General features: G+C 32.4%; 15 protein-coding genes. 8 read left to right on the top strand and 7 right to left on the bottom strand.

The window, feature by feature from the left end; all coding sequences use genetic code 11:
* Window positions 1–2 precede the first annotated feature (2 nt).
* The 4 genes from FUA22_RS07965 to prfB form a co-directional block, all read right to left on the bottom strand.
* Complete coding sequence (locus tag FUA22_RS07965) at window positions 3–2426, bottom strand: outer membrane beta-barrel protein (RefSeq protein ID WP_241664786.1); 2424 nt, start codon at window positions 2424–2426, stop codon at window positions 3–5.
* A gap of 115 nt (window positions 2427–2541) precedes the next feature.
* On the bottom strand, window positions 2542–2883 hold the full coding sequence (gene arsC, locus FUA22_RS07960) for an arsenate reductase (glutaredoxin) (RefSeq protein WP_147767360.1): 342 nt from the start codon (window positions 2881–2883) through the stop codon (window positions 2542–2544).
* Window positions 2880–3500 carry an HAD family hydrolase gene (locus FUA22_RS07955; protein WP_147767359.1) on the bottom strand — a complete coding sequence of 207 codons (621 nt, stop codon included), beginning with the start codon at window positions 3498–3500 and terminating at the stop codon, window positions 2880–2882. Before FUA22_RS07955 ends, arsC begins: the two co-directional genes overlap by 4 nt.
* A 1-nt stretch (window position 3501) precedes the next feature.
* Window positions 3502–4612 (bottom strand): peptide chain release factor 2 gene (gene prfB / locus FUA22_RS07950; RefSeq protein WP_147767358.1). Its coding sequence is split into 2 segments (ribosomal slippage): window positions 3502–4548 and window positions 4550–4612, totalling 1110 coding nucleotides; the frame shifts between segments, so codons are not numbered across the junction.
* Window positions 4613–4705: 93 nt separating this feature from the next.
* Here prfB and FUA22_RS07945 point away from each other — a divergent pair.
* Window positions 4706–5722, top strand: coding sequence for a threonine aldolase family protein (locus FUA22_RS07945; RefSeq protein WP_147767357.1), 1017 nt, complete (start codon window positions 4706–4708; stop codon window positions 5720–5722).
* Between the two features lie 4 nt (window positions 5723–5726).
* Here the strand turns inward: FUA22_RS07945 and FUA22_RS07940 are convergent, their stop codons facing one another.
* Window positions 5727–6050 carry a YbaB/EbfC family nucleoid-associated protein gene (locus tag FUA22_RS07940; protein ID WP_147767463.1) on the bottom strand — a complete coding sequence of 108 codons (324 nt, stop codon included), beginning with the start codon at window positions 6048–6050 and terminating at the stop codon, window positions 5727–5729.
* A gap of 71 nt (window positions 6051–6121) precedes the next feature.
* Between FUA22_RS07940 and FUA22_RS07935 the strand changes: the two genes are divergently transcribed.
* The 3 genes from FUA22_RS07935 (at window position 6122) to FUA22_RS07925 (ending at window position 10805) form a co-directional block, all read left to right on the top strand.
* Window positions 6122–8182, top strand: coding sequence for a S9 family peptidase (locus tag FUA22_RS07935; protein ID WP_147767356.1), 2061 nt, complete (start codon window positions 6122–6124; stop codon window positions 8180–8182).
* Window positions 8183–8259: 77 nt separating this feature from the next.
* On the top strand, window positions 8260–9300 hold the full coding sequence (locus FUA22_RS07930; RefSeq protein WP_147767355.1) for a PLP-dependent cysteine synthase family protein: 1041 nt from the start codon (window positions 8260–8262) through the stop codon (window positions 9298–9300).
* 245 nt (window positions 9301–9545) lie between these two features.
* Window positions 9546–10805, top strand: coding sequence for an aminotransferase class I/II-fold pyridoxal phosphate-dependent enzyme (locus tag FUA22_RS07925; protein WP_147767354.1), 1260 nt, complete (start codon window positions 9546–9548; stop codon window positions 10803–10805).
* A gap of 52 nt (window positions 10806–10857) precedes the next feature.
* Here FUA22_RS07925 and FUA22_RS07920 read toward each other — a convergent pair whose 3' ends face one another.
* The gene (locus tag FUA22_RS07920) at window positions 10858–11979 is read right to left on the bottom strand and encodes a GTP cyclohydrolase (protein WP_147767353.1); all 1122 of its coding nucleotides are present in this window, start codon (window positions 11977–11979) and stop codon (window positions 10858–10860) included.
* A 22-nt stretch (window positions 11980–12001) separates the two neighbouring features.
* A complete protein-coding gene (locus tag FUA22_RS07915) occupies window positions 12002–13027 on the bottom strand; it encodes a transporter (RefSeq protein WP_147767352.1) in 1026 nt (341 codons plus the stop codon).
* A gap of 156 nt (window positions 13028–13183) precedes the next feature.
* Between FUA22_RS07915 and FUA22_RS07910 the strand changes: the two genes are divergently transcribed.
* The 4 genes from FUA22_RS07910 to FUA22_RS07895 are packed head-to-tail and all read left to right on the top strand — an operon-like array spanning window position 13184 to window position 18668.
* Entirely contained in the window at window positions 13184–13468 is a 285-nt protein-coding gene (locus FUA22_RS07910) for a DUF4834 family protein (RefSeq protein WP_147767351.1), read from the top strand.
* A gap of 31 nt (window positions 13469–13499) precedes the next feature.
* Window positions 13500–15938, top strand: a complete 2439-nt coding sequence (locus FUA22_RS07905) for a YfhO family protein (protein ID WP_147767350.1) — start codon at window positions 13500–13502, stop codon at window positions 15936–15938.
* Window positions 15931–17208 carry a glycosyltransferase family 4 protein gene (locus FUA22_RS07900; RefSeq protein WP_170309870.1) on the top strand — a complete coding sequence of 426 codons (1278 nt, stop codon included), beginning with the start codon at window positions 15931–15933 and terminating at the stop codon, window positions 17206–17208. The genes FUA22_RS07905 and FUA22_RS07900 overlap by 8 nt, the downstream gene beginning before the upstream one ends.
* Entirely contained in the window at window positions 17208–18668 is a 1461-nt protein-coding gene (locus FUA22_RS07895; protein WP_147767349.1) for an oligosaccharide flippase family protein, read from the top strand. The genes FUA22_RS07900 and FUA22_RS07895 overlap by 1 nt, the downstream gene beginning before the upstream one ends.
* Window positions 18669–18706 lie beyond the last annotated feature (38 nt).

The following is an 18706-nucleotide window of genomic DNA, read 5'->3' as shown; positions in this document are numbered from 1 at the left end:
ATTTATATCTGAACATCTCCGCCACCGCCATAATCTCCACGACCTCTTTCTACTTTTTTCTTTTGATTAAACCTATATGTAAACGATAACTTATACGTTCTGCCTCCCCTATAGCGTATGTCTCTTTCAGTAAAAAATAAAGGAGTATCTACGGTACCACCAAATTTGTTACTATTTAGTAAATCATTTATGCTAAAAGCAATTGAGGCCTTTTCTTTGAATAAATCTTTACTAAAAGCTTGATTTATACCAAACACACCTTCTCTTACATTTTGAGCATCTTCTGTACGACCTCTGTAGCTAAAGTTTGATTGCCAATCAATGCTTCCGGGTAAGGTGTATTTATTTGAGAACCTGGCGTTCCAACTTAAGTTTTCATAGTCAAAATTAATACCATTGGCTTCTCCATCAACAACAGAATTAAAAAGGTTAAAGTTGGTGTTCATACGCCATTTTCTAGAAGGGGAATAGGTTAAATTAAATTCAAATCCTAAACGATCCTCTGATGCTACGTTTCCAGGAGACCTAACAATTACAGGAAGATCACGTCCGTCAATATTTACAAACTCACCTGTTTCAGAACTTATAAATTTAAAGATATTAGTAGAATGCTGGTGATATAAAGACGATGATAAAATGAATTTCCCCATTCTATTTAAATAACCCAAATCAATCTTTCCGGCATAAGTAGGATTCAATCCTGGGTTTCCCTGAAAGACATTTGTTAAACTACTTCTTGATGGATAGGGGTTTAAAAAGAAAGACCAAGGCCTACTTAACCTTCTGTTAAATCCTAGAGTAATATTTTGATCTTCACTAAACTCATAACTTAAGTTGACTGTTGGAAATAGACCCGTTAAATTTCTTCTTTCAAAATCTCCACTAGTTGGTTGATCTAAGGTTAATTGTGTGTTTTCCATTCTCAATCCTAACAAATAAGAAAACTTATTAATCTTACTTCCAAATTGCATATAAGCAGCATGGATATAATTTCTATAATTAAACACATTGGAGAGGTTCCTGTCTATTTCAAAGGTATTCGTGTTATTATCAAGTAGGAGTACGGTATAGTCGGTTGTGCTATCTGAGTAATCTCCACGATAACCAATTTCGAACTGACTATTTTCTCCAAGAGGTAGGATGTAATCTGACCGTAATAATATTTTTGATGAGGCCTGTAAATTGCTTAAAATATCTGTGTCAACGCCATCACTATTTATTAAAGAGTTTTCATTTTGGTCATTTTCTTCATACTGAAAATCAAAAGTTAATTTATGTCCGCTTGACTTAAAGTTTTTGGTGAAATTAACAGAGTACTGTATGGTTTTGTTGTCACCTAATTCTGGGTCCAGTCTAATGCTTTCTGAAAAGGGGTTGAAGTTTGAATCAAATTGAGTAATTATGTTCTCTGAAAATCTATCTCTATCACCCTCGCTATAAACTAAGGATGTTGTAAGTGAAGCAGAATCATTTATATACCACTCAATACCTATGTTATTTGTTAATCCTTTTCTAACATTAGTCCAATCTCTTTTTTCATCAAACACACTTCTATCTTCCTTATTTGTGGTCGTTGTATACCAATGCCCAATAGATTCGCCATAGTTATAAGAAACAGTATTAAAGATGTTAACATTCCCTGTTCTGTAATTTATATTACCAGATATACCAGCAGATTCAGGGTGTCCAACATTAGCTGTTATAGCGCCGTTTAAACCTAATAACTTACTTCTTCTTAAGATTATATTCAAGATACCTGCAGTACCCTCAGCTTCGTATCTAGCTGAAGGGGAAGTGATAACTTCCACTTTCTCAATAGCTTCAGCTGGAAGTTGTTGTAAAGCATCAGATGAATTTAATCCTACTAATCCAGACGGTTTTCCATTTATTAATATTCTAACATTCTCGTTTCCTCTTAAAGCTACATTTCCTTCTGCATCAACCGAGACGGAGGGTACATTATCTAATACATCACTTACGTTTCCACCTCTAACAGTTAAATCTTTACCAACATTATAAATTTTCTTATCTAAACGCACTTCAACTGTGGTTCTTTCAGCAATAATTTCAACTTCGTCTAAAGACTCCATATCAATTTCTAATTCAAAAACACCAATGTTTTCGTTTTTAGAAATTTGTTTATTTGGAATAGTTCTAGTTTTAAAAGAAATGTATTCAATTTTAATATCATAAAAACCCTGAGGTACTTTCACACTAAAATCGCCATTAACGTCAGTTATGCTTCCTGTTAATATTTTGTTTTCTTTTTTACTGAAAAATGAAATGGTAGCATATTCTAAAGGGTCCTTAGTCTCTTTGTCAATTACTTTTCCAGTAACGGTAACATCCTTAATACCAATTGAATTCCCTTTAGAATTTTCTAGTGGTTGTGGTTGAGCGTAAGTAGTAAATACACACAATATCATTAAAAAGGAGGTTATAATCAGTCTGTTCATCAAAACGTTTAATGTTTAAGACCGCAAAAATAACCTATGGTTTAGTGTAGTTCGGTTAAAGTTATGTTAATAGAATTGGTAAATGTTAAATTATATCTAATATCTTTTCTGTAGGTCTTCCAATAGTTGCTTTATTACCATTTATAACTATAGGTCTTTCAATAAGTTTGGGGTTTTCAACCATGGCAGAAATGATTTCAGAATCTGTTAAGTCTTTCCCTTTATAATTCTGTTTCCAAATAGCTTCATTTTTTCTAACAAGTTCTATAGGCTTGATACCTAATAGGTTGATGATTTCTTGTAGTTCTTCTTTTGAGGGGACATTCTCTAAATATTTAACAATTTCAAAATCTTTACCAGATTCTTCTAAAGCCGCAACTCCTAAACGGGATTTACTACAGCGGTTGTTGTGATATATTTTAATCATAATAAATTGATATTGTATTGATTTAAATCTTCAATTAATTGTTTTGGGCTTTTAAACCGAATACCATTAATGCCTAATTTGTTAGCTGCTTCAATATTTCTTGCATTGTCGTCTATAAATATGGAGTTTTCTGCTTTTATATTGAACCTATTTAAGGTTAAATGATAAATCTCATCAAATGGTTTTCTTGTTTTCTCTTCTCCTGAAACAATAATTCCTTCAAACCATTGTAAAAACTCAAACCTATCTATTGCAATAGGGAAGGTTTCTGCACTCCAATTAGTTAGTGCAACCACTTTATACTCTTTTGAATCTACCAGTTTTCTTAAAATATCTACCGTTCCGGAAATTTCATCTCCTAACATTTCTACCCATCTCCCGTAGAACATTCTAATAAGATTTTCGTGCTCAGGAAACATAGCGACTCTTTCTTCTGTAGCTTTTGTCATTGAGTAGCCTGCGTCTTGGTTTTCATTCCATTCGTTAGTACAAATGTTATCAAAAAACCATTGCATTTTTTCTCGATCTCCATTGAATTCATCTAAATAAACAAATTCAGGTTGCCAATCGATTAAAACACCTCCAAGGTCAAATATAAAAGTATCTATTTTGCTCATATTATAATTGATCTGTGCCTTCTTGTTTCTGTCCCATGGTCATTAAATAGGACTTTAAAAAGCTATTAATTTCGCCATTCATAACAGCATCTACATTTCCAGTCTCATGAGCTGTACGCACATCTTTAACTAATTTGTATGGGTGCATCACATAATTTCTAATTTGACTTCCCCATTCAATTTTCATTTTACTCGCTTCAATGTCATCTCTTTGAGCTCGTTGTTTTTCCAACTCTATTTCATATAATTGAGAGCGTAACATTTGCATGGCTCTATCTCTATTATCATGTTGTGAGCGTGTTTCAGAACATTGAATTTGAATACCTGTTGGTTTATGTAATAACTGAACTTTTGTTTCAACCTTGTTTACATTTTGTCCGCCAGCACCACTTGATCTTGCTGTTGTTATTTCAATATCTGAAGGATTAATATCAATCTCAATAGTGTCATCTACTAAAGGATATACATAAACAGAAGCAAAACTAGTATGACGTTTCGCATTACTATCAAAAGGAGAAATTCTAACTAATCTGTGAACGCCATTTTCGCCTTTTAACCAACCAAAAGCAAAATCGCCATCAATTTCTAAAGTCACTGTTTTAATTCCAGCTACATCGCCTTCTTGATAGTTTAATTCCTTCACCTTGAAACCGCTTTTTTCGGCATACATTAAATACATACGCATGAGCATGCTTGCCCAATCACAACTTTCGGTGCCTCCAGCACCAGCAGTAATTTGAAGTACGGCACTTAGACTGTCACCTTCATCAGAAAGCATGTTTTTAAACTCGGTATCTTCTAGAAAGGTAGATGTAGCTTCATACTGTTTAACTACATCATCAGCTTCAGCGTCACCTTCTTTGTAGAATTCATAAAGTACTTCTATATCTTCTAATTGGGTCTTTAATAAATTGTAATCTTCTACCCATTTCTTTTTAACTCTGAGTGATTTCATTACAATTTCTGCTTTTTTGGGGTCATCCCAAAAGTTGGGGTCGAAGGTTTTTTCTTCTTCGTTTTGTATTTCAATAAGTTTTCTATCTACGTCAAAGATAGTGCCTAAGTTTGTCGAGGCGGGTATTAAGATCTTTAATTTGATCTGAAGTTATCATAGAATAATTTGTTTTGAACAAAAATAGAATTAATAGTGATTAGCAAAAATAACTTCGGATATTTTTTTAGCTTTAACCATTAATTTTTTCGAAATGAAAATAGACTTAAGAAGCGATACAGTTACAAAACCATCTAAAGATATGCTTGATGCCATGATGCAGGCCAAGGTTGGTGATGATGTTTTTAGTGAAGACCCAACTGTTAAAGAATTAGAACATCAGGTTGCAGATATGTTTGGAAAATCAAAGGCATTATTTTTTCCTAGCGGAACTATGGCAAACCAAACGGCTTTAAAATTACATACTAACCCAGGAGAACAAGTTATTTGCGATAAGTACGCGCATATTTATAATTACGAATCTGGAGGGGTTGCATTTAATAGTGGCGTTTCTTGTAAATTATTAGATGGTGAAAGAGGTATGTTTACAGCAGATCAAGTTGTGGAAGCCATAAACCCATCTGACTATTGGTATGCACCATCAAGTCTGGTTGCCGTGGAAAATACAACTAATAAAGGTGGAGGAGCTTGTTGGGATTTTGATGAGTTAGTAAAGATTAGAAAAGTATGCGATACAAATAAATTAGCATATCACTTAGATGGTGCTAGATTGTGGAATGCATTAGTGGCTAAAGAAGAAACCACAAAACACTATGGCGAAATATTTGATACCATTTCGGTTTGTTTGAGCAAAGGTTTAGGTTGTCCAGTAGGCTCGGTTCTTGTTGGTAATGAAGACATCATGCAAAACGCCATAAGAATAAGAAAAGTTTTTGGTGGTAATATGCGTCAAGCAGGATATTTAGCTGCGGCAGGACTTTATGCTATAGATAATAATATTGACAGATTAGTAGAAGACCATAAAAGAGCCAAAGAAATAGGTGGTGCATTATCTCAACTATCAGCTATTAAAGTTGTAGAAACTATTGAAACTAATATTATAATTTTTGAACTAAATGATGATGTAAATGAAAAAGCATTTGTTCAAGGTTTAGCAAACAAAAATATTCATATTATAAGTATGGGAAGTAAAAAACTACGATTGGTTACTCATCTAGATTACACCAATAATATGCATAAAATAGTATTAAAATCGCTAAAAGAAATTTAAGTTCTTATTTGAACATATCCATTCCCGGAATGTTTGGCATGCCTTCTTTAGCTACAGCGGCTAATTCTGCTTCATTAATATTAGTTGCCTTCTCAATGGCTTTATTGAGTGTAAGTATTAAGTAATCTTCAAGTTGTTCTTTGTCCTTAAGCAACTCATCATCAATTCTTATAGATTTAATTTCTCTATTAGCTGTAAGAGTTATCTTTAGTTTATTATCGTTACTATTCTCATCGACTAAAACTGTATCTAACCTTTTTTTTGTTTCTTCAACTTTTTTCTGGGTTTCCTTTAGTTTCCCCATCATATTCATCATATCTCCAAACATAATCTTTAGTATTTTAAATCGGTACAAAGCTATTTAATTTTTATATTTTTGACAGCTAAAATTTCAAGAATTTGGAAAAATCAATTAAAGCCCCAGCAGCTGTGAAAAGGCCTAAAGAGCTTAGTATTCATAATGATGTTAGAATTGATAACTATTATTGGTTAAACGATAGAGACAATCAAGAAGTTATTGATTATTTAAATGCTGAAAATGAATACACCAAGCAGGTTATGCAGCACACTGAATCTTTTCAGAAAGATTTATTTGAAGAAATGAAATCTAGAATTAAAGAAGATGATACATCAGTTCCTTATAAGTTAAACGGCTATTGGTACTTAACTCGATTTGAAAAAGGAAAAGATTATCCAATTTATGCCAGAAAAAAAGAGAGCTTAGAAGCTAAAGAGGAGGTGCTGTTTGATTGTAATGAAATGGCAAAGGAGCATACATACTTTAAATTAGGAGGTATTGCAATAAGCCCTGATAACAAGTTGGCTGCTTATACAACAGATATAGTAAGTAGGCGTCAGTATACTATTCGGATTAAGAATTTAGAAACTGGTAATGTTTTAGAAGATTGTATCAAAAACACTACTGGCAGTGTTACTTGGGCTAATGATAACAAGACCTTGTTTTACGCCATGAAAGATGAAGTAACACTTCGTTCACATAAAATACTTAAACATAAACTAGGAGCTAATTCTAAAGATGATAAAGTAGTGTATTTTGAAGAAGATGATACTTATAATACGTTTGTCTATAAAACCAAGTCAAAAAAACACATTGTTATTGGTTGTGCAAGTACTTTGTCTACAGAATATCGTTTTTTAGATGCTAATAATCCTGATGGACAATTTAAAGTTTTTCAAGAGCGTCAAAAAGATTTAGAATATAGTATAGCACACTATAACGGTTACTTTTACATTATGGCAAACTGTGACGGTGCAACCAATTTTAAACTTTTAAAAGCGGACGAAAATAAGACAAGCATTGAACACTGGCAAGAAGTAATTCCACATAGAAAAGATGTTCTTCTTGAAGATATTGAAATTTTCAAAGATTATTTAGTAGTTAATGAACGGAAAAATGGATTAAACAAATTGCGAATAATTAGTTGGGTTGATAAAGAAGATTATTACCTGTCCATTCCTTCTGAAACCTATACAATTTATATTGGTAGTAATCCGGATTTTGATAGTGATTGCTTACGTTATATTTATAATTCACTAATAACACCAAACTCTGTAATAGACTATAAATTTAAGACCAAAAAACGCCAAGTAAAAAAGGAACAAGAAGTTTTAGGAGGAAAGTTTGATAAGGATAATTATGAATCCAAAAGAATTTGGGCTACGGCAAGAGATGGAGTAAAGGTGCCAATTTCTTTAGTTTATAAAAAGGGAATAAAATTAGATGGATCAAACCCCTTGTTACAATATGCCTATGGTTCTTATGGGTCAACTATAGACCCATCGTTTTCAACTATTAGATTAAGCCTGCTTGATAGAGGTTTTATTTATGCCATTGCACATACTAGAGGAAGTGAATATTTAGGTAGAGATTGGTATGAAAACGGAAAATTACTTTTTAAGAAGAAAACATTTTTCGATTTTATAGATTGTTCGAAATTTTTAATTGAGCAAAAATATACTTCAAAAGATCATTTGTATGCATATGGTGGATCTGCGGGAGGCTTATTGATGGGTGCTATTATAAATATAAATCCAGAATTGTATAAGGGTATTTTGGCAGCTGTTCCCTTTGTTGATGTAGTTACAACTATGTTAGATGATACTATTCCTTTAACCACAGGTGAATATGACGAATGGGGAAATCCTAACAATGCTGAATATTACAAGTATATGAAATCGTATTCTCCTTATGATAATGTAGAAACTAAAGAATACCCAAATATGTTGGTAACAACAGGGTTACACGATTCTCAAGTGCAGTATTGGGAACCTGCCAAATGGGTAGCTAAATTGCGGGAGTTTAAAACAGATTCTAACAAATTATTATTGCACACAGACATGGATTCTGGACATGGTGGTGCATCGGGTAGATTTGAAAGTTTAAAAGAAATTGCCCTTGAATATGCATTTTTGTTAGATTTGGAAGGTATTAATGCGTAATTTAAAAAAAAACCTTACTTTTGTCAGGTTTTAAGGCACATTTTAACAATAAATTTGTGGCTTGTAAAAAGCATTTAATGAAACAAGAAAACAAGGTTTTTAAAAGTGTTTTAGATTTAATAGGCAACACGCCGCTTGTTAAGCTTAACAAAATAACCTCAAACTTTAAAGGCGATTTTTATGCTAAAATCGAATCCTTTAATCCAGGACATTCTTCCAAAGACAGAATTGCACTTTATATTATAGAACAAGCCGAAAAGAAAGGCATATTAAAACCAGGTGATACTATCATTGAAACTACATCGGGTAACACCGGATTTAGTTTAGCTATGGTTAGTATTATTAAGGGTTATGAATGTGTTTTAGCAGTTAGTTCTAAATCGTCACCAGATAAAATAGATATGCTTAAAACCATGGGAGCCCAGGTTTTTGTATGTCCTGCTCATGTTAGTGCAGATGACCCAAGATCTTATTACGAAGTTGCAAAACGTTTACATCAGGAAAGAAAAGGTTCGGTATACATCAATCAATATTTCAATCAATTGAATATTGATGCACACTATCATGGAACTGGTAAAGAAATTTGGAATCAAACAGAAGGAACTATAACACATTTAGTTGCCTGTAGTGGAACTGGTGGAACTATTTCTGGTACTGCAAAATATATAAAAGAACAAAACCCCAATGTAAAAGTTATTGGAGTTGATGCTTTTGGATCGGTTATAAAAAAGTATCATGAAACTAGAGAGTTTGATGAGAAAGAAATTTACCCTTATAGAATTGAAGGATTAGGTAAAAATCTTATTCCGGCGGCTACTGATTTTGATACAATTGATGAGTTTATTAAAGTAACAGATGAGGATAGTGCTCATACTGCTAGACAAATTGCTAAGACAGAAGGTATGTTTGTTGGCTATACTTCAGGAGCGGTTGTTCAAGCTTTAAAACAGCTTAACGAAGCAGGAGAATTTAAAGAAGATGATAAAGTTGTCGTTATATTTCCAGATCACGGCTCAAGATATATGAGTAAAGTTTATAGTGATAAATGGATGAATGATCAAGGCTTTTTTGACAGTGTTCACGAGGAAACTGTTGAAAAAGTTCAGTACATAAAATAGTGTTATACTACTGTTAAAAAAGAGAGATTGGTTTTTGTTGTATAGCAAAATTTAATCTCTTTTTTAATTTTTGATAATTGAGCAATAAAAATTATGCTTAAACCATTAAAATAATTAATTTTGCAAGAACTAACTAAGGACTAATCTTTTTAAGAATTACGTCTAAATAATTCATTATTTAGCTTGCTTTTAATGCACTTCCTTTTTTAGTTATATCATAATTTAAAGCATTTAGATTTATATAAATGAAAGATTTATTTGAAAAGATTTATAAAGATAAAGGGCCATTAGGAAAGTGGGCGTCTCAAGCTGAAGGATATTTTGTGTTTCCTAAATTAGAAGGAGAGATTTCAAATAGAATGAAATTTCAAGGAAAAGAAGTTATAACTTGGAGTATCAATGATTATTTGGGTTTAGCAAATCATCCAGAGATTAGAAAAGTGGATGCTGAAGCTGCAGCTCAATATGGTTCTGCTTACCCTATGGGAGCTAGAATGATGTCAGGTCACACAGATTTACATGAAAAACTTCAAGATGAATTAGCATCTTTTGTAAGTAAAGAAGCTGCTTATCTTTTAAATTTTGGATACCAAGGTATGGTATCTACAATTGATGCACTTGTTGCTAAAGATGATATTATTGTTTATGATGTTGATGCTCATGCTTGTATAATTGATGGAGTTCGTTTGCATATGGGTAAACGTTTTACTTATAAGCATAATGATGTTGAAAGTTTAGAGAAGAACTTAGAACGAGCCACTAAAATGGCAGAACAAACTGGCGGAGGAATTTTAGTTATTTCTGAAGGTGTGTTTGGAATGAGAGGAGAACAAGGTCGTTTAAAAGAAATTGTAGCTTTAAAAGAGAAATTTAATTTCAGATTGTTTGTTGATGATGCTCATGGTTTTGGTACTTTAGGTGTTACAGGAGCTGGTGCGGGTGAGGAGCAAGGCGTTCAAAAAGATATTGATGTATATTTTGCTACGTTTGCTAAATCATTGGCAAGTACGGGAGCATTCATTGCTGGTGATCAGGAAATTATTGATTATTTAAAGTATAATCTTCGTTCTCAAATGTTTGCCAAATCATTGCAAATGCAATTGGTTGTTGGGGCACTTAAACGTTTAGACATGCTTAAGACGATGCCAGAATTAAAGGCAAAATTATGGGAGAACGTAAATACTTTACAGTCTGGTTTAAAAGAACGTGGTTTTGATATTGGTACTACGCAAAGTTGTGTGACTCCAGTATATTTAAAAGGAAGTATTCCAGAAGCTATGGCCTTGGTTAAAGATTTACGTGAGAACTACGGTATCTTCTGTTCTATAGTAGTATATCCAGTTATTCCTAAAGGAATGATATTATTGCGTTTAATTCCAACTGCTACACATACATTAGAAGATGTTAAGGAAACTCTTGCTGCCTTTGAAAGCATTAGAGAAAGACTTGAAAATGGAACTTATAAGCGCTTATCTGCTGCAGTTATGGCTGCTATGGGAGAGTAGTTTAGAAGTGTAAAATATAAATTAAAAGTCCGATTATGTAAATCGGACTTTTTTATGCTAAACTCTTTCTGTATGTTTTTCTTCGTCTATAAACAACAGGATCAAAGTGTTTCCATATTTTATGAATGGCAACGTTGTCTTCCAATTCTGGCGTTCTATAACATGTTTCTATACCTTTTTCAGTAAATGTGTTATAGTATTCATTAAAAATAACAGCATGAACCCCTTTGTTTTGGTAATCTGGATGTATGCCTATTAGATAAAAAATAACATCTTTACTATTCTTTTTCGCTTTTAAAATATGAGAAAATCCAATAGGAAATAACTTTCCATTAGCTTTTTGAAGTGCCTTAGCAAAGGCTGGCATTACAATGGCGAAACCAACCAATTCATCATTTTTATCAATAACAAACTTGATGTATTCTGGATTTACAAAGCTTATAAACTTCTTTTTGAAATACTCTTTTTGAATATCTGTAATTTCAACAAAACTTGATAAGGAAGCATAACTCTTATTAAATAAATCAAACATTTTATCAACATAAGGCATAACCTCTTCTGTCTTGGTAAATTTAAGAGCAGTAAGTTGATAACGCCTTTTTATAAGTTCTTGTGCTTTATAAAAGAATTCAGGCTTTACGTTTTTAAATGGGAATATGCTTTCTGAATAAGCTTTTTCAATGGTGTAACCAGCCGATTCATAATGATTTACATAGTAAGGGTGGTTGTACCAAGTAACCATTGGAGCAATAGTATCAAAGCCATCTGTTACAACACCTACTTTATCAAGGTTTGAAAAACCTACGGGTCCTTCTGTATAGTCCAAATTATTTGCTTTTCCAATATTTTCTACTTTATTAAGTAAAGCTTTAGAAACTTCTATATCATCAATAAAATCAAACCATCCAAACCGCATTTTCCGTTGATCTTGATTTTTTACCTCTAACCAGTTAATAATGGCGGCTACTCTTCCAACCAGTTCATTTCCCTTATAGGCTAGAAATAATCTAGCTTCCGCATCTTTAAAAACAGGGTTTTCTTTTTTGTCGAATGTTTTTAATTCTTGGCTAATTATAGGAGGTGTCCAGTATTCAGAATCTTTATAAAGCTTGAAAGGAAATTTTACAAACGCTTTTAAATTCTTTTTGGAACTTACTTCTTTAATTGTAATCATTTAGGGTTAACGTCTTTGTTGGTTAGTTGTCATCAAAATCAATTTCTTTCTTTTTTTGCTTTTTTGTCTTATTGTTGTCATCAAATACATCAGATTTTCTCTTCTTTCTTTTTGAAGATTTAGTCCTTTTAGAACCTTTACTGGATTCCAACATATTTTCACTATTCTTTTCTTCAGGGTCTTTATGAAAATCTAATCTATAGGAAGCCCCTATACTAACACCAAATACAGAAGGCGTGTCTTTTGAGTTAAAAGTTATTGCCGTGTCTAGTTGAAAATCTTTACCAAATAAATAAGCACCGCCAACTCTAAACAAATTGTCTGCGTAAAAATCACTTTTTATACCTTGAGTTTCTCCAAAAACCACCCATTTTGGATTAAAAGAATGAGTAAGAGTAAGAATATATTGAAAGTCTGATTGGTCTGTACCAATTCTATCCTTAATTAAATTCATAACAAACACCCAACCACCAGAAAAGTTGTTCTGAGTTGCTATCATTATCTTTGGACTAAAGCCTTCAATTCCAGGCGCCGTATATGGGTTGTTTTTAGTGTCATAATTTGCTCCGGCGTAAACTGATATAGCAGGAATTAGGTGTCTCCATTGAAAGCTATGGTTAGCTTTCCAACTGTATAAATTTGGTTTATTGGCCTCTTCATTTTTATATGGGTCAAATACCAGGTATTTAGCTCCTAAAGTAACATGCTTGAAATTGGCTCTATTATCTTTAGCATCAACTGAATAGGTGTATCTCTTAGTGTCGTTTTGATAGTTTCCTTCTAAACTAATCTCTAATTCTTCAAATAATAAGCCATATCTAGCTGCAAAATCAACGCCTAAGCCAGAAACTTCATAGGTGGTAGCTGGTGTGCGCTTTTCTTTTACAAAATAAGGGCCGATTTCAAATTGTACTACATTTTTTCCAACAGAGAAAGCACTTCTTGAAACTCCAGGTCTGTTAGAGTTTATAACATCAGTGTATTGACTAAAGGCGTGTGTGGTAATTAAGCATATAAAGATTAGGATAGTAGATTTGAAAGGCTTCATAATTAAATTTTTATGTTATAACAAGTATAAAACTTCGTGACACATTTTTATTTAATTCATTAACGTGTTCTCAAATATAGATATTTTATACTTTTTTTATCATATTTGAACGTTTTTTAAACAAGTAGAATTGTATTTTTGTTAAAAAGAATTTTTATGCTACAATTTGCATCGGCAACGGGTTTAGTAAGAATGATACTTATCATTTTGCTGGTTTATTTTGGAATTAAGATACTTGCCCGTTTATTTTCTCCGTTTTTAATTCGATTTGTTGCCAAAAAAGCCGAACAACGTTTTGGTGATCAGTTTGGGCAGTTTCAAAAGCAACAGGAGCAGGCAAAGCCAAAAAAAGAAGGAGAGGTTAGTATAGATAAAATACCGAAAAAGAAAGCTTCTAATAAAGACGTAGGGGATTATGTGGATTTCGAAGAAATTGATTAATTTCACCATCATTGTTTTTTAAAGCACTTTCATGCAATTTTCATTTAAAAAGTTTCTGCCGCACGTATTAGTTTTAGTGGGGTTTGTAGTTGTATCATTAGCTTACTTCAGCCCTGTTTTACAAGGAAATGCCATTTTCCAGAATGACATCAAACAGTATATAGGGATGTCAAAACAACAAACGGACTTTAGAACTCAAACAGGAGAAGAAACCTACTGGACTAACAGTGCTTTTGGAGGTATGCCTACGTACCAGTTAGGAGCTAAGTATCCACATAACTATATTAAGAAATTAGATTTATCACTTCGGTTTTTACCCAGACCTGCAGATTATCTGTTTCTGTATTTATTAAGTTTCTACATTTTGCTTTTGGTTTTAAAGGTAGATTTTAAACTAGCTGCTATAGGTGCTTTAGCTTTTGGCTTTTCAACCTATTTAATTATTATTTTAGGTGTTGGCCATAATAGTAAAGCGCATGCTATTGCCTATATGCCGTTAGTTTTAAGTGGAATTTTGCTCACTTTTCAACGAAAATATATAGCAGGTTTTCTTTTGACAACTGTGGCCATGGGATTAGAAATTGTTTCTAATCACTTTCAAATGACTTATTATTTATTGCTGTTAGTCATTGTTTTAGGTATTGTTTATTTAATAGATGCTTTCAAAAAGAAGTTGCTTCCTCATTATTTTAAATCGGTTGGAATTCTGTTATTGGCGGTTGTTTTGTCTATTGGTCTTAATGCTACTGGTGTTTTAGCTACTCAAGAATATGTTAAAGAAAGTACCCGTGGTAAAAGTGAATTAACTATAAATGCAGATGGTTCTCCTAAAGAAGTAACATCAGGATTGGATAGAGATTATATCACCCAATTTAGCTATGGATTGGTTGAAACTTTTAATTTATTCATTCCAAGGTTTATGGGAGGCGGTAACTCAGAAAATGTTGGTAAAGATTCTAACACCTATGATGCTTACAGAAAACTTGGAGCGTCACATGCTCAGGCATTGGAAGCCTCTGAGCACGCCCCAATGTATTGGGGTAAACAACCTATTGTAGAAGCGCCAGCTTATATAGGTGCTGTGGTTCTCTTCTTGTTTGTTTTGGCTTTATTTTTAGTTAAAGGAAGGTTGAAATGGTGGCTTGTTGGAGGAACTATTATGTCATTATTACTATCATATGGTAAGAACCTAAGTTTTTTAACAGATTTCTTTATTGATTATGTGCCGTTATATAACAAGTTTAGAGCGGTTAGCTCTATTCAGGTTATTTTAGAGTTGTGCATTCCAACGTTAGCTATTTTTGCATTAGTACGATTGTTAAATGATTTTGAAAAGAAGGAAGAAAAATTAAAAGCACTAAAAAATACCACAATTATTACTGGAGGATTGGCCTTAATTTTTTTATTGTTTAAAAACTCCTTATTTGATTTTTCTGGAGCTAGTGATGGTTTTTATGTTCAGAACTATGGCCCAGACTTTATTAGTGCTATAAAAGATGACAGAAAAACTGTATTTACTGAAGACACGCTTAGAACTTTAATATTAGTCCTGCTTTCGGCTGGAGTGGTTTTTTTGTTTTTAAAAGAAAAACTTAAAGAAAAATGGCTATTAATTGCTTTTGGAGCACTTATTCTATTTGATTTGATAGGGGTTGATAGACGGTATGTTAATAATGATGATTTTGTATCTTCTATAAAAGTAAATAAACCATTTACGGCTAATAATGCAGATAAGGAAATACTGAGTGATACAGGTCATTTTAGAGTTTTCGATATTGCTGGAGCTTCAGAACCAACAAAAGCATCTTATTATCATAATTCTTTAAATGGTTATAACGCGGCCGAATTAAAGCGATATAGAGAAGTATTTGATTTTTATGTAGCCAAGAATAATCTCAATGTTTTGAACATGCTAAATACTAGGTATTTAATAGCCCAAAATGAAGAAGGGGTTTTTCCTTACAAGAATGAAGATGCCAATGGGAATGCTTGGTTTGTTGAAAAACTTAGAGTTGTAGAATCAGCAAATGAAGAAATAAAACTTCTAGATAGCTTAGACAATAAGCGGATTGCAATATACGCAAGAACAGAAGGGCTTCTCAAAAATGAACGAGGAAGAAGTTTTGAACTAGATTCATTAGCATCTATTACTTTAGAAGAATTTAGACCGAATTACTTAAAATATGAATCTAATAACCCTAACGAGGGGTTTGCTGTCTTTTCAGAGATATATTATGGTAATGGTTGGAAAACCTACATAGATGGAGAGGGAGCTAGTCATATGCGAGTAAACTACACCTTGCGTGGAATGAAAATCCCCGAAGGAAAGCATGTTATTGAGTTTTGGTTTGATCCAGATGTTGTGAAAACAGGAAGCAGCATTGCTTTAGGAAGTTCAATATTATTAGGGCTACTTCTTTTGGGCGGATTATTCTTTGGGTATAAGAAAAAACAAAAAGAAAGTGCGTAAAAAAGCACTCATAATAACTTATTATTGGCCTCCAGCAGGTGGTCCTGGTGTACAACGTTGGCTTAAATTTGTAAAATATTTACCGCAGTTTGATGTTGAACCAATAGTTTTTATACCAGAGAACCCAAACTATGCCTTAAGAGATGAAAGCTTGGTAAATGAAGTTTCAGATGATACTAAAATTTTAAGACTTCCTATTAAAGAACCATATAAACTCGCTAGGTTTTTATCAAGAAAGAAGTCCAAAACTATTAGTAAAGGGATTATTTCTGAAATCAAAAATCAGAGTTTAGTAGAGAAAATTATGCTTTATGTAAGGGGTAATTTCTTTATTCCAGATGCTAGAAAAAATTGGGTATCTCCTTCTGTGGAGTATCTTTCTAGTTTTATTTCAAAAGAGAATATTGAAACTATAATTACCACAGGTCCACCACATAGTTTGCATTTAATTGGCATGCACCTTAAAGATAACCTAGGGGTGAGGTGGATTGCCGATTTCAGGGATCCATGGACAACTATTGGGTATCATAAAAAATTAAAACTGACTAGACTTTCACGCAAAAAGCACCTTTTTTTAGAAAAAAGTGTTTTAAATAATGCTGACCAGGTTATAGTCACCAGTTTTGTTACTAAAAATGAGTTTTCTGAAATTACCAATAAACCAATAGAGGTTATTACGAATGGTTATGATTGTGAATCGGTTAAGCTAGTTGAGTTAGATACTAAGTTTTCATTGGCCCATATAGGGTCTTTATTATCAAAAAGGAATCCTGAAATTTTATGGCAGGTTTTACATGATTTGATTCATGAAGAATCAGGTTTCTCTAGTGATTTTCGACTGAATTTCATTGGTGCTGTTAGTGATGAAGTGATAATATCAATTAAAAAATACTGTTTAAGTGATTACACAAGTAATATGGGTTATGTCTCACACAAAGAGTCAGTTAAGTTTCAGAAAAAATCACAAACACTGTTGTTAATTGAAATTGATTCCGAAGAGACTAAATGTATTATTCCAGGTAAACTTTTTGAATATATGGTCTCAGAAAGACCAATTGTTGCAATTGGCCCAAAAGACTCTGATGTAGAAAAAATCATTAAAGAAACTAACACAGGAAGTTATTTTAATTATGAAAATTATGATTCCCTAAAAACTACTATATTAAGTCATTATAAAGCTTATAAAAATGGTTCATTAAAATCATATCCAATTGGCCTTCAAAAGTACAGTAGAAAAGAATTAACCAAATCACTTTCTAAATTAATATAATGGGAATTGTAGCTTCACAATCTTTTAAAAATGTCATCTCAACGTATTTGGGGTTTTTAATAGGGGCTATAAACACGTTATTTTTGTATACCGAATTTCTAAGTGATGAATACTACGGAATGGTAGGTTTTATGTTGTCTGCAGCTTATGTAATGATGCCTTTAATGGCTTTTGGCGTGCATAATACATTGGTTAAGTTTTATTCTTCCTTTAAAACTAGAGTTTCTCTAAATAGTTTTCTAACATTAATGGTTTTGTTGCCATTAGCTATTGTTATTCCTTTAAGTTTTATTGGGTATGTGTGTTATGAAAATATTGGTGAATTCCTTTCAACAGAAAACGCTATTATTAAAAATTATGTTTGGCATACGGTTGTTATAGCTGTTGCATTAGCCTATTTTGAGGTGTTTTTTGCTTGGGCAAAAGTACAAATGAGGACTGTTTTCGGAAATTTCATGAAAGAGGTTTTTCATAGAGTAGGCACTATGATTTTACTATTTATGCTTCATTTTAATGTTATTGACGTTGAACAGTTTATGATAGGTTTGGTTAGTGTTTATCTTTTAAGAACTTTTGTTATGAAAGTGTTTGCTTTCACAATTAAGCTACCAGTAATAACTTTTAAAAGAATTAGCAATTTAAAGAGTATTATAAAGTATTCCGCATTAATAATAATTGCAGGTTCCGTAGCCACTGTTTTGCTAGATGTCGATAAGGTTATGTTAGGGAAGTATATTCCAATAGAACAAATTGCCTATTATAATGTAGCAATCTTTATTGCTACTGTTATTGCTGTTCCACAGAGGTCCATGCATCAAATTTTAATGCCTTTAACAGCTAAATTTCTAAACGATAAAGATTTTGATTCATTAGAAGGTTTGTATAAAAAGAGCTCGCTCAATCTTTTTGTGATAAGTGGATTAATTTTTTTATTAATTGTATTAAATATCAATCAATTATATTTTCTTATTGATAAAGAGTTTAGTGTGGGGTTATATGTAGTTCTAATGATTAGTGTTGCAAAACTATATGATTCTATTTTAGGTAGTAATAATGCTATTTTGTTCAACAGCGATTATTATCGTATCGTGCTTACACTAGGCGTGTTTCTGGTTATTTTAATGATAGTTTTAAATGTGATATTTATTCCGTTATTTGGTATTCACGGTGCTGCTTTGGCTACTTTTTTAGCTATATTCTTTTATAATACGGGCAAGTTATATTTTGTGCATAAATATTTCAAAATCCTACCATTCACCAAAAATACTCTAAAAGTAGGTATGCTTGTTATAGCAACGGTTTTACTCTTTTATTTCTGGGATTTTTCTTTTCATCCAATAATTAATATTGCTTTAAAGTCAATTATAGTTAGTTTGATTTATACTCTAATAATTTATAAATTCAATTTCTCCGAAGATATATCAGCAATCATCAATAAAACTTTAAAGGGAAGAAGATAAAAAGAGAAAACCCCACGATTTTGCTTTGAGGCAAACTT

It is taken from the genome of Seonamhaeicola maritimus (genome assembly GCF_008056315.1).
GTDB lineage: Bacteria > Bacteroidota > Bacteroidia > Flavobacteriales > Flavobacteriaceae > Seonamhaeicola > Seonamhaeicola maritimus.
This window is presented reverse-complemented; position numbering and strand designations above follow the sequence as displayed.